Genomic DNA, 12489 nt, shown 5'->3' with positions numbered 1-12489 from the left:
TCTCTACGTGCATCATCAATGCAATAGTCTTGTTTAATTCAAACAATAAAAAAACACCCACAATTTCAATCGTGGGTGTTCTCAAAAGTATTTTTATTCGTAGGATCTTCAAGTCTAATCCACTTTTCTATATTTCTTAGAAACATTTGGAGTAATCGAAGTAATTCGAGTAACGTCTTCAGATTCTTGTCCGATCACCGTTTCATTTTTCTTTTTCATGTATTCTTTATCATGCAATTTTGTGAGCATCAAACCTAAGATAGAAAAAGTGAATACAATCACGCTTAAAGCTGTGCTAGCGTAAGCAAAGTCCAATGTATTAATATAATAGGTAATAAATGCAGTTAGTGTGCAAAGTGCATATATTAATAAGACAGCATTTCTTGGAGATAAACCATACTTCACCAATAAATGTGAAGAGTGATCTTTGCCGCCCACATAAATAGGTCTTCCAGATCTAATTCTGTTAATAGTAACAAAAGTAACATCAAATATTGGATATGAAATAAGTAAAATAGGAGTAAGGATACCAATGTTAATCTCTGGTGTTTGCCATGATAAAGAAACACCAATCATCGATAATATATATCCTAAAAACATACTACCCGAGTCTCCCATAAAAATACGGGCATTAGGGAAGTTGTTTGGTAGAAATCCGATTAGAACAGCAGCAAGCATTAAACTTACCGCGGCAACTTCAACATTATTGAAATAAATATTGGCAAAAATACCGAATGATAATGCAATTAAAGCAGCCACTCCTGGTGATAAACCATTCATGTTGTCAATTAAATTAAGGGCGTTAATTACACCGATAATCCAAAAGAAGGTGAAAAGTTGACTTAAAACTGGAGGTAGAAATTCTGCACTTCCAACAACAGTAATAGCAATTGAGCCAGCTACAATTTGGAAGAACAATTTTACTTTAGGTTCCATTGCTTTAGACTTGTCATCAAATGCTCCAGTGAAGAAAATGATAAGTCCACCTGTAAATAACCAAACGTATTGGTTTTCTACGACATTCTCAGGATATAAATATAATATAGAAGCAGTACAAAGTAATACTGTTATAAAACAGCTCGCAATAGCTCTTCTCCTTTTATTGTTAAATAATAAGTAGATTGAAAGAGTAATACCACATACAGCTATTGAAGACCATAATAGAGGTAGAATTTCTAGAAGTGTAGCTCCTATAATAAAAGACATTACGATAGCAATGCCACCCATTAAGGCTGTGGTTTTTGTGTGAAAACGATCGGCTCGAGGTTTATCTACAATATTATAACGGATAGCTTGTTTTATAAGTATTCTGGTAATAATAAAGGAGATAATTGCACCAATTGTTAAGCTCAGCAATAATGTGGATTGGTTCATGTTAATTCTTTATAAGTTTTTGTCAAATCAGTAACGAGTCGACTGTAATTATATTTTTTGTATGTTGGGTCTTGATGTTCTTCGATAAATCTTTTGTATGTAGAAGTATCTCCGAGTAGGCTTAACGCCGCAACAGCAAGTGCATTAGCATCATTTTTATTTACTAAATATTTTTTCCCAAAATCAGTGAATAAATCAGGGACTCCCCCAACAGCAGTGGAAGCAACAACTTTTCCATTGGTCATCGCTTCAATAATCGAAACAGGGGAACCTTCATTGTTAGAAGTAAGCAAAACTAAATCCAAACTTGAATAAACAGCAGGAAGATCCTTTAAAAAACCAGTAAAAGTGATATTTTTTTCTAGATTTAATTCTTTTACATGATCTTCCAGAATACTTCTGTCCTCACCGTCACCAACCATAAAAAAGTGAATATCGTTCCGAGTATTAAGGATTATTTTGGCAGTATCAATAAACAGTTTAAGGTTTTTTATTTGAGTAAATCGAGCAATGACGCCAACTAATTTAATATCTTTCTTGATATTATATTGGTCAAAAAGATAGTTTTTTTCCGAATTATGGTAAAATTTTTCTAAATCTAGCCCTAATGGAATCATTTGATGTTGACCTTCTTTTCCGATACCCAACGATAAAATCTCTTTTTGTTGTTTATCCGTAATTGTAACGATTACATCTGTGAACTTAGCTAGCGTTCTTTCTATTAATAGAAAAACCTTTGTTTTTAAAGGTGAAAAATATCCATTAAAAACATGACCATGGAATGTATGGACTGATTTTATTTTTTTTCTTGAGAAAAAGTTTGATAAAATAACAGCAGCTCTACCTACAAATCCTGCTTTTGCAGTATGAGTATGTACAATATCAGGCTGATATTCCTTAATGATTTTTCTAATTTCTAGAACAGACTTAATATCATTAAAGGGAGATAATTCCCTTTGTAACGTATTTAAATAAGTTACCTCAACCCCTCGATCTTTAGCAATGTAACTCATATCTCCTTCATTGTCTGGTACTTTTCCAGCAACTAAAAGTGTATCGAATTCATTGTTTTTGAATTGTTCAGATAATATCGATGTGTGAATAGCAGGACCTCCAACGTTAAGTCGAGCAATAATCCTTAGTATTTTCTTTTTCTCCATGTGAAAAATCTCCTGAGTTAAAAAAATAGTAGCAGGAGAAATGATAGTTTTCGGTACAAATTTATAGATATTTCCCTTTTAATATCAATGTTTCCATGTGTTTGATGAAAATTTTTAAAGTTTTGAAAAAAATGAGACTATTTTTGATAGTTACATAAAAGAATTTACATTTGTCATAGTCTGAAGTAATAGATTATACTAATACGAGAAAAAATGAAGCTAAAGAATTTTACAAAAACTAAAGCTCTATTGATTGTAGCGTTAGCATTTGTTTTTGGTGCATGTGGCATTAAAGAAGAAAACGAACAATTAAAGGAGACGAACGCAAAACTTCAAGAAGATTTAGCAAGAGCAGAGGCGGCAGCTCAGACATTAAACGAAGTAGGAGCTTTAATCGACTCTATAGATGCCTCGAGAAACCTTCTGTACATTGATATGGAGAAAGGTATTTCAGGAAAAACATACGAAGAGAAAATCCGTGCTATCGATGCTTACATGAAAGAATCAGAGCAACGTATGGAGCAAATGGAAACTAGCTTGGCAAAATCAAATGCGAAGAACAGTGCATTGGCTAATACCATTAGAAAGTTAAGACAACAGTTGGATCAGAAATCTCAAGAGATCGAAAAGCTGAAGGAAAATGTAGCTAACTTACAATCAGAAAATAAAGCGTTAATCAAAACAGTTGATTTACAAGCCAAAGAACTTTCTGATCAAGAAGTGCAAATTCAGAAAAACAATGAAGAAATTACTCTTCAGAAAAATAGAATTCAAGAGTTGATGGTTCAAGCAAAGAAAACCGAAGCAGATGCATACTATGCACAAGCAGAAGCTTTAGAAGAAGCGGCAAACAGAACTAAATTAGCTCCAAAGAAAAAGAAAGCTACTTATAAAGAAGCTTTAGAGTTGTACAAAAAATCTTTCGAAGCAGGTAAAAAAGATGCTTACGATAAAGTACAAGAGTTATCAGAAAAAGTGAACTAATTAACGTTTACCTTTGATAATGAGAGAAGCAGTCGAAATTTCGACTGCTTTTTTTGTTAATGATGTTTTGCATATCCATAACTTCACGCGAATTAGCTAATTTTGCATTTCGTTTAAATGATTAATAAATCCGCTTTTACATGAAAAAAGTTTCTCAATACGTAGTACCTCCAAATGTGGCTTTTGATGATGACAACTTTAAAACGTTTGTCCTTAGAAAAGAAAAGTTGCAAAACGAGAAAGATGTGACTGTTCGAATGACGCGTCGTTCTGTAGATGCACGTAAGCAAAAAGTGAAGGTGAACGTTCAAGCGGAAATCTTTGTGAACGAGAAACCTTCTTTGTCGATCAGTTATAAGAAGGATTATCAAGAAGTAAGTAATAGTAAAAGAGTAATTATTGTTGGAGCAGGTCCTGCTGGTCTTTTTGCTGCACTTCGTTTTCTAGAACTAGGTATCAAACCTATCATTATTGAAAGAGGTAACGATGTACAGAAAAGGAGAAGAGATCTTGCTAACATCAATAAGAAAAATATAGTCAACGAAGATTCTAATTATTGCTTTGGTGAAGGTGGTGCAGGTACCTATTCTGATGGTAAACTGTATACTCGATCTAAAAAGAGAGGTGATTTTAGAAGAATCTGTGAAATTTTTGTTGCTCACTCTGCTTCAGAAGAAATATTAATTGATGCTCATCCTCATATTGGTACCAATAAATTACCAAAGGTAATTGCAGAGATGAGAGAAAGTGTATTAAACGCTGGCGGAGAGGTTCATTTCGAAACCAGAGTAACTGATTTTATCTTAGAGAAAGATGAAATAAAAGGAGTTGTTACTCAAAATGGAGATAAATTCGAAGGAGAGGCAGTGTTATTAGCAACAGGGCATTCAGCAAGAGATATTTTCAGGTTATTGCATCAAAAGGAAATACAAATTGAAAGAAAGCCATTTGCTTTAGGTGTGAGAATCGAACATCCTCAAGGATTAATTGATAAGGTGCAATATCACTTGCAAGATAGAGATAGAGGTGAATTCCTACCTGCAGCAGCGTATTCGTTGGTTTCTCAAGTAGGGTACAAAGGACAGAAAAAAGGAGTGTTTTCTTTCTGTATGTGCCCGGGTGGATTTATTGTTCCTTCAGCTACAGCGCCGGGTGAGGTGGTTGTCAATGGTATGTCACCTTCTCGAAGAGATTCAAAATTCTCTAATTCTGGAATTGTTGTTTCTGTGGATGATGATGAATTCGCACCATATATCGAAAAATATGGAGAATTGGCAGCCATGGAGTTTCAAGCAGCTATAGAAAAGCAAGCCTGTGTGGTTGCAGGAGGAACTCAAGTAGCTCCAGCACAAAGATTGGTTGATTTTGTTCAAGGGAAAGTTTCTCAAGAATTAAACGAAACATCTTATCAACCTGGATTGTTATCAGTAGATATGAGAGAGGTTTTACCAGAAGCTTTAGCCCATCGTTTAAAATTTGGTTTTAAAGATTTTGGTAAAAAGATGAAAGGATACTTAACCAACGAAGCACAAATCGTAGGTGTGGAAAGTAGAACATCGTCTCCTGTTAGAATTCCTAGAGAAAAGGAAACTTGTGAGCATACACAATTAAAAAGATTGTTCCCTTCTGGTGAAGGAGCAGGTTATGCTGGCGGTATTGCGTCAGCTGCAATGGACGGTGAATTGTGTGCGAATAGAATTGCAGAAATGTATTGTGGCGTAAAAGATGCCGCATCAAAATAATAAATATATGAAATCTAAAATAGCAGACATTCGTCAAGATTACTCTAAAAAAGCATTAGAAGAATCCGATGTTTTAGAGCAGCCAATCCAACAATTCGAAATTTGGTTAGAAGAAGCTATTAAAGCAGAAGTAATGGAACCCACTGCTGTTAATGTAGCAACAGTATCTAAGGAGGGAACAATTTCTTCTAGAACTGTGCTATTAAAAGGAGTGGAAGACGATGCTTTTGTTTTTTATACCAATTACAACAGTAGAAAAGGGCAAGCTCTTCAGGATACAAAAAAAGTAGCTATGAACTTCTTTTGGCCCGAACTGGAAAGGCAGGTATGTATAGAAGGAACAGTAGAGAAAGTATCGGAAGAGGTTTCGGATACCTACTTTGCATCAAGACCCTATAAAAGTAAAGTAGGGGCGTGGGCTTCGGAACAAAGTTCTAAGATTTCATCAAAAAATGTGATTGTTACTCGTTTCGCAAAATATGCAGCTAAGTTTATCACTAAAGTTCCTCGACCACCACATTGGGGAGGATTCGCAGTGAAGCCCACAAGAATAGAGTTTTGGCAGGGTAGACCTTCGAGGTTACACGATCGAATACAATATGAATTAAATGAGCAGGGAATTTGGGAAAGATCAAGACTTGCTCCATAAATAAGGAAGTCATCCATGAAAATGGGTGACTTTTTTGTTTTTAAGCTAAAAAATGGATGGCGAGTTTAAATTTTTTGATAAAAATAAAGGTTTAGTTATTTAAATAATCTATTTGTTGGTAATTATCGGTTGAAATTGATTTTTATGGTAAAAAATCAACCTAATTTATGTTTAAAAACATATTGTTAACTATTATTTGGGTTGAAAAACAACCTAAGTAGGAATATTAATTAGTTAAATATTTGGACTTTATGTTGAAAACTTCATAAGTTTGTGCTGTAAAATTGAAAAATACTAACACAACTCACCTATTTAAATTATGATTTCATTAAAAAGTTTCAACGCTAAAAGTGTGGCGTTATTACTATCGGTTCTCCTTTTGCCTACATTAGGCTATTCTGCAGATGCAGCTACTATTAACACTGGCGATACTGCTTGGATGTTAATTGCAACAGCATTGGTTATGCTTATGACACCTGCAGGTTTAACGTTATTCTATGGAGGTCTTGCACAAAGAAAAACAGTATTGAATACTATTGGTATGAGTTATACTGCATTCTGTACAGGTACTCTAGTATGGGTAATTATTGGTTATAGCCTAGCATTCGGAAAAGGTAATGCTTACATCGGAGATTTCACTTCATTTCTTTTAGCAGACGTAAAAATTACAGATGTAGAAGGTACTATTCCTAGAATCTTATTTATCATGTTCCAAGGTACTTTTGCAGCAATTGCAGTTGCACTTGTAAGTGGTTCAATTATCGAAAGAGTAAAATACTCTACTTGGATTATTTTCTCAATTCTTTGGGTAGCCCTTGTTTATTCTCCAATTGCCCACTGGGTTTGGGGAGGTGGTTTCCTAAGTCAAGATGGTGAATTAGATTTTGCTGGTGGTACTGTAATTCACATTAACGCAGGTATTTCAGGACTTGTTTTAGCGTTAATGTTAGGTAAGCGTTTATCGAAAGATGAAACGTCAAACAAGCCTTCTTCAATTAAACTAATGGTATTAGGTTCAGCATTATTATGGTTCGGATGGTTTGGATTTAATGGTGGTTCTCAATTAGCAGCTGATTTTATTGCAGCGAATGCTATGATGGTTACTAACGTTGCAGCAGCAGCAGGTGGTATGGCTTGGTTGCTTATGGAATGGTTAACTATGGAGAAAAAACCAACTTTATTAGGTTCAGCATCTGGTGTAATTTCCGGTTTGGTAGGTATTACTCCCGCATCTGGATATGTTGATGTTTCTGGTGCATTAGTTATTGGTTTGGTTTCTGGAGCAGTTGGTTTCTGGGGTGTAATCAAATTAAAAGAAAAATTAGGTTATGATGATACACTAGATGTATTCGGTATCCATGGTTTGGTGGGTATTGTAGGTGCAGTATTAACAGGTGTATTTGCTAACCCTGAAGTAAACGGTGCAGCAGGTGCTTTATATGGTAATGCTGGTCAAGTGTTAGTTCAGTTAAAAGCAGTTGTAGTAACAATCATTTATTCTGGTGTTGCTTCTGCAATCATCTTTAAGATCACTGCATTAATCACACAAGGTGGTCGTGTAGATGACAAACTAGAAAAAGAAGGTATAGATGAGGCTTTCCACGGTGAAAGTTCATTCGACTCTATTTAATTAAGAAATTGATTGATACGATTGTCAATGCATTATATTGACTAAGTATTATTATTTGTTGATATAGTTCAAAGGAGGCACATTTTAGTGTGCCTCTTTTTTTGTGCTTAACATCTCACACTTTGTTAAGTCAGCCTTCAAGCTTTAATCTCTCATTGATATTTTATATATTTCAACTTAACTAAACATTGCAGCTCATTTTTTTGATTTGTTTAGAAAAAGGTAAAACCTTGATAAAGGAACAATAAATAACTACAATAAATTTCACTTAATATTTTGAGACTAGGATCTATAGATATAGGATCGAATGCGATCCGTTTTCAAGTGGTGACCACCCATGAAGATAAAGCAGGAAAAACTGTATTTAAGAAAATTGAATATATGCGCTTTCCTCTTCGACTAGGAACAGATGTATTTAAAACTGGTAAAATTCTTCGTCCAACAGAAGAAAAGTTTGTCAAACTAATGAGAGTTTTCTCTACTCTTTTTGATCTTACTGATGTGGACGATTATATCGCTTGTGCTACATCTGCCATGAGGGAATCTAGAAATGGAAAAGAAATTGTAGATAGAGTGTATTATAAGGATGGTCTTAAAATCGATATCATCGACGGTAAAGTAGAAGCTGAAATGATATCCTATGCGCTCGATCCACATATTCCGATGGGGAATGTTTTGCATATTGATGTTGGAGGAGGAAGTACAGAATTGAACCTTTATAAGCATAATACCAAAGTAGCTTCAAAATCTTTCAAGATGGGTAGTGTTCGACAATTGGATAAAGAAGATGCTGCTGCTGTATTTAATAACATAGAAGAATGGTATAAAAAAGAGTCAGCACCCTATTTTTCACCTAATGAGGAGGTGATTTCTTTAGGGACTGGCGGTAATATCAATAAGTTGTTTAATTTATCTAAACACAAGAAAAGTGATGATCGGACAACAACTCTAGAAGAATTACTTAAGTTGAAAGATTGGCTGAGTGAGTTTACTCTTGAAGAAAGAATCAAAAAATTAAGGTTGAATGACGATAGAGCAGATGTCATCATTCCTGCTTCAAAGATTTATACTAATGTGATGAAAATTGCAGGATCAGAAAAGATTATTGTTCCAGGAGTAGGCTTAAAAGATGGTATCCTTCATTATTTGATGAACAAAAGAGGATATAATGCAGCTGATTAAAAATTAAAATGCATAAAAAAACCTTTCAATTTAAATTGAAAGGTTTTTTTATTTATCTCACCCGGATCGTCCTGCCTACTCTTAAAGTAGTTCTTTTAGACATTCCGTTTAAGCGACATATTTTTGTGATGGATGTACCATATTTTCTACTGATTTTCCAAAGAGAATCTCCTGGGCGAATTCTGTGATAAACACTTTTCTTCGACTCAATAAGTAATTCATAGTTCTTAGCAGTAAGATCAAAATCTGATGGGATCTCGATTTTATGTTCTGCAAAATCAACCATGTCAGATGGATTAAAGCCATACCCTTGGTATCTGATTTCGAAGTGAAGGTGCGGTCCAGTACTTCTACCTGTATTTCCACCAAGTCCAATTACTTCTCCAGCTTTTACTTCTTGTCCAGGTTTAACAATGTAACGACTCATATGCCCATAAAGACTTTCAAGACCGTTTTTATGACGAACCATAACATAGTAACCATAGCCTCTTCTATTGTACTTGGCAATACGAACAACACCATCAAACATTGAACGGATAGAATCGCCGATAGCCACCTTTACATCTACACCATGGTGGAACCTCCATCTTCTAAAACCATATTTAGAAGTCACTCTCATTGGTTTGTCTAAAGGATAAGCCCAAGCCGTAGCAGCATCAGCACTGTCATAAAGGTGTAGTCGTACAGAATCGCTCAAAACTTTATGTGAGATGTTGTACGGATTAACGTTATAGTTGTCCCAAGCTTTATAATAGTCGAAACCATTAATATAAGTAGCATCAACAAATTTCCCTGCTTGAATTTCTATCAATTCAGGGCAAGTTTCTTTCTCGTTTAAATTTTCTCTTTGATAAGGGGTAGGGAGTTGTTCTAATAGTTGAGTTTCTGCACAATCTATTTCTCCATTACTTAATAAGAAAGGAGTAGATGCGATTTCCTCAACAACAGTTTCTTTTTCAATAGTAGCAGTCTGAATCTCGGCTTTTTCTTTTTTCTTAAAAAGCTTTTTGATGAATCCTTGACCAAAAGATGCTGAAGATAAAAATAAACCTATGGTTGCTAAAAAAAGTACTTGTGAGATTTTTGGTCTCACATTACAAAAAGTATAATACATAATCTATTTATAATACACTTAGCTACAATGTTGAAGCTTGTCTATCTGTTTAATTTCTAATTTACAAGGTTAAAAAATAATGAACTAAAAGACAATCATTTACTTTTAATATTCTTCTTGGTTAACGTTATTTTTGAAAACAAATTGTATACAGAAGCCATTTGAATGAAAAAAGACTCATCTCCAAAGAGATGAGTCTTGTATTTTGAATCAACTAAGTGATTTAGTCTTCTAATTCTGTAAGGTAGCGTTCTGCCTCCAAAGCGGCCATACATCCAGTACCTGCAGCAGTAACTGCTTGTCTGTAAATCGTATCTTGAACATCACCAGCAGCAAAAACACCTTTAATGTTTGTTTTTGTGCTATCCGGTTGAGTAATCAAGTAACCTGCATCGTCCATATCCAACTGACCCTTGAAAATGTCAGTGTTAGGTTTATGACCAATAGCGACGAAGAAACCAGTAACAGGAAGGTCAGTAGTTTCTTGAGTTTTATTATTAATGATTCTAACACCGTTTACAACGTCATCACCTAAAACTTCTTGAGTTTCGCTGTTCCAGTGAATCTCGATGTTTTCTTTTTTGATCACACGATCTTGCATGATTTTCGACGCTCTCATTTCGTCACGTCTAACAATCATATGTACTTTAGAACATAAGTTCGATAAGTAGTGTGCTTCTTCAGCTGCTGAGTCGCCAGCACCAACTACAGCCACTTCTTGACCTCTGTAGAAGAAACCATCACATACTGCACATGCAGAAACACCTTGTCCGTTCAAACGAGTTTCAGACTCTAAACCTAACCATTTAGCAGAAGCACCAGTAGAAATAATTACTGTATCTGCAGAGATTTCAGTTTTCTCGTCGATAGTCGCTACATGAGGACCTTTTTCGTTAAACTTCACACCAGTTACTAAACCTGTTCTGATATCTGTTCCGAAACGTTCCGCTTGTGCTTGCAGTTCCATCATCATTTGAGGACCCATGATTCCTTTAGGGTAACCAGGGAAGTTCTCAACATCGTTAGTAATAGTTAACTGACCACCAGGCTGTGGGCCTTGGTATAAAAGTGGTTTAAGGTTCGCTCTTGAAGCATAAATTGCAGCTGTGTAGCCTGCAGGTCCTGAACCTACAATTAGGGTTTTTACGTGTTCCATGATGTATTTTTTATAAAATCTTTAATTCTAGAAATAATAACTAAAGTATCTGTGTGATCGATCTTGTTTCACAACTTCTAAAATCACTCGACCACGAATTCGAGATACTATTTTTGAAAAATCTTTAGGGTTTTCTAATGGATATCGATTAATTGATACCAAGATCATCCCTTTTTTCAAGCCCATCTCTGAAATTAATCCTCCATTGGCTACTTCTTCGATTTTAATACCGTTTGATAAACCAAGCTTGGATTGTTCTATTTTTGAGAGCGGCGTAAATTTAGCACCAATTTCTTTGGCGTCGTACACATTCTTCTCAGAAATTTCAGTTGTACCATCAATATTTGTTAAAACAACTGTTTTTTCTATTTCTTTATTTTCTCTTTTGATGGTTAAACTAATCTTATCTCCAGGGACATAGTAGCTTAACTGTTCATCATAAGCCGCTTCGGAATCAATAGGAAAGTTGTCAATTGAGATGATAACATCCCCAACTTCTAATTTATTTTTCTCAGCTGCTCCTCCTTCAATTTTGGTGATAACCACCCCTTCAATAGTTTTTAACTGAAGCTTCTCAGCAATTTTTTCGTCCACCTCTTTGATGCTTGCCCCAAGGAATGCTTTCTGAACTTCACCATATTTCTTTAAGTCATTCACCACTTTGGCAACAATATCAGAAGGTACGGCAAAACCATAACCAGCATAACTTCCAGTTTTTGATAAAATAGCAGTATTAATCCCCACTAAATCACCATGAAGGTTTACTAAAGCACCACCACTGTTACCAGGGTTAATTGCTGCATCGGTTTGTATAAAAGATTCAATAGGGAAGACATCATTCATAATCCCAATTTTTCTGCCTTTTGCACTCACGATACCAGCAGTTACGGTACTTGTCAAGTTAAATGGATTACCTACTGCTAATACCCAATCACCCACTCTTACCGCTTTGGATGAGGCGATTTGAATAGCAGGAAGATCCTCTTTATCAATTTTAAGTAAAGCGATATCAGTAGATGGATCTATACCGATTAATTTCGCTTCATAAGATCTTTTATTATAAATCACTTCAATTTTATCGGCTCCTTTCACTACGTGATTGTTCGTTACAATGTATCCATCTTTTGTGAAGATGACACCAGAGCCCGATCCCATGGCCATTCTAGAATTATTCTGACGCCCTTGTGGACCAAAGAACAATTCCATCCAAGATTTTCTATTGGAATACCCTTTAATGTAGGTAACAATGTAAACTACGGATTGTGTGCTTACTTCTGCTGCGTCTGCAAAAGCAGATAATTCCAATTGATCAGCATTAATGTCTCTTGGAAATACACTTTTTGAAGAAGATATAACAGGTTGTTCAGCTTCTGTATTGGAAGCGAAAGCGAAGTTGTTTTCAGTTGGTTGGGGCTGTAAAAATTCTATGTATAAAAATGCACCCGATAAACCACTTAAAACACTAATGATAATGGTAAGAAGTGTTTTTTTCATGTCT

10 protein-coding genes are annotated in these 12489 nt (G+C 35.1%); 5 read left to right on the top strand and 5 right to left on the bottom strand.

Annotation, left to right across the window (positions count from 1 at the left end; translation table 11 throughout):
* Window positions 1–114 precede the first annotated feature (114 nt).
* Complete coding sequence (locus KMW28_RS15110) at window positions 115–1374, bottom strand: glycosyltransferase family 4 protein (RefSeq protein ID WP_169662569.1); 1260 nt, start codon at window positions 1372–1374, stop codon at window positions 115–117.
* A complete protein-coding gene (locus KMW28_RS15105) occupies window positions 1371–2534 on the bottom strand; it encodes a glycosyltransferase (RefSeq protein ID WP_169662568.1) in 1164 nt (387 codons plus the stop codon). Before KMW28_RS15105 ends, KMW28_RS15110 begins: the two co-directional genes overlap by 4 nt.
* A 213-nt stretch (window positions 2535–2747) precedes the next feature.
* On the opposite strand from KMW28_RS15105, the gene KMW28_RS15100 reads away from it, so the two are divergent.
* From KMW28_RS15100 to KMW28_RS15080, 5 genes are all read left to right on the top strand, one after another.
* A complete protein-coding gene (locus KMW28_RS15100; RefSeq protein WP_066205166.1) occupies window positions 2748–3518 on the top strand; it encodes a hypothetical protein in 771 nt (256 codons plus the stop codon).
* 140 nt (window positions 3519–3658) lie between these two features.
* On the top strand, window positions 3659–5260 hold the full coding sequence (locus KMW28_RS15095; protein WP_169662567.1) for an NAD(P)/FAD-dependent oxidoreductase: 1602 nt from the start codon (window positions 3659–3661) through the stop codon (window positions 5258–5260).
* Window positions 5261–5267: 7 nt separating this feature from the next.
* On the top strand, window positions 5268–5909 hold the full coding sequence (pdxH, locus tag KMW28_RS15090; RefSeq protein ID WP_169662566.1) for a pyridoxamine 5'-phosphate oxidase: 642 nt from the start codon (window positions 5268–5270) through the stop codon (window positions 5907–5909).
* A gap of 319 nt (window positions 5910–6228) precedes the next feature.
* Window positions 6229–7539: an ammonium transporter gene (locus KMW28_RS15085; RefSeq protein WP_169662565.1), complete on the top strand. Its 1311-nt coding sequence runs from the start codon at window positions 6229–6231 to the stop codon at window positions 7537–7539.
* A 276-nt stretch (window positions 7540–7815) separates the two neighbouring features.
* Complete coding sequence (locus KMW28_RS15080; RefSeq protein WP_169662564.1) at window positions 7816–8721, top strand: Ppx/GppA phosphatase family protein; 906 nt, start codon at window positions 7816–7818, stop codon at window positions 8719–8721.
* A gap of 52 nt (window positions 8722–8773) precedes the next feature.
* On the opposite strand, the gene KMW28_RS15075 is transcribed toward KMW28_RS15080, so the two are convergent.
* The 3 genes from KMW28_RS15075 to KMW28_RS15065 form a co-directional block, all read right to left on the bottom strand.
* Window positions 8774–9814 carry a M23 family metallopeptidase gene (locus KMW28_RS15075; RefSeq protein WP_169662563.1) on the bottom strand — a complete coding sequence of 347 codons (1041 nt, stop codon included), beginning with the start codon at window positions 9812–9814 and terminating at the stop codon, window positions 8774–8776.
* Window positions 9815–10058: 244 nt separating this feature from the next.
* Entirely contained in the window at window positions 10059–10991 is a 933-nt protein-coding gene (gene trxB, locus KMW28_RS15070; protein ID WP_169662562.1) for a thioredoxin-disulfide reductase, read from the bottom strand.
* A gap of 27 nt (window positions 10992–11018) precedes the next feature.
* A complete protein-coding gene (locus tag KMW28_RS15065) occupies window positions 11019–12485 on the bottom strand; it encodes a trypsin-like peptidase domain-containing protein (RefSeq protein ID WP_169662561.1) in 1467 nt (488 codons plus the stop codon).
* Window positions 12486–12489 lie beyond the last annotated feature (4 nt).

Source organism: Flammeovirga yaeyamensis, from assembly GCF_018736045.1.
Lineage (GTDB): Bacteria > Bacteroidota > Bacteroidia > Cytophagales > Flammeovirgaceae > Flammeovirga > Flammeovirga yaeyamensis.
Note: the sequence above shows the minus strand (reverse complement) of the source record. Positions and strands in the feature narration are given on the sequence as shown.

Coding starts and splice junctions, on each gene's coding strand:
- KMW28_RS15110 (WP_169662569.1), bottom strand. CDS start 1,374: ATGAACCAATCCACATTATTGCTGAGCTTAACAATTGGTGCAATTATC.
- KMW28_RS15105 (WP_169662568.1), bottom strand. CDS start 2,534: ATGGAGAAAAAGAAAATACTAAGGATTATTGCTCGACTTAACGTTGGA.
- KMW28_RS15100 (WP_066205166.1), top strand. CDS start 2,748: ATGAAGCTAAAGAATTTTACAAAAACTAAAGCTCTATTGATTGTAGCG.
- KMW28_RS15095 (WP_169662567.1), top strand. CDS start 3,659: ATGAAAAAAGTTTCTCAATACGTAGTACCTCCAAATGTGGCTTTTGAT.
- pdxH (WP_169662566.1), top strand. CDS start 5,268: ATGAAATCTAAAATAGCAGACATTCGTCAAGATTACTCTAAAAAAGCA.
- KMW28_RS15085 (WP_169662565.1), top strand. CDS start 6,229: ATGATTTCATTAAAAAGTTTCAACGCTAAAAGTGTGGCGTTATTACTA.
- trxB (WP_169662562.1), bottom strand. CDS start 10,991: ATGGAACACGTAAAAACCCTAATTGTAGGTTCAGGACCTGCAGGCTAC.
- KMW28_RS15065 (WP_169662561.1), bottom strand. CDS start 12,485: ATGAAAAAAACACTTCTTACCATTATCATTAGTGTTTTAAGTGGTTTA.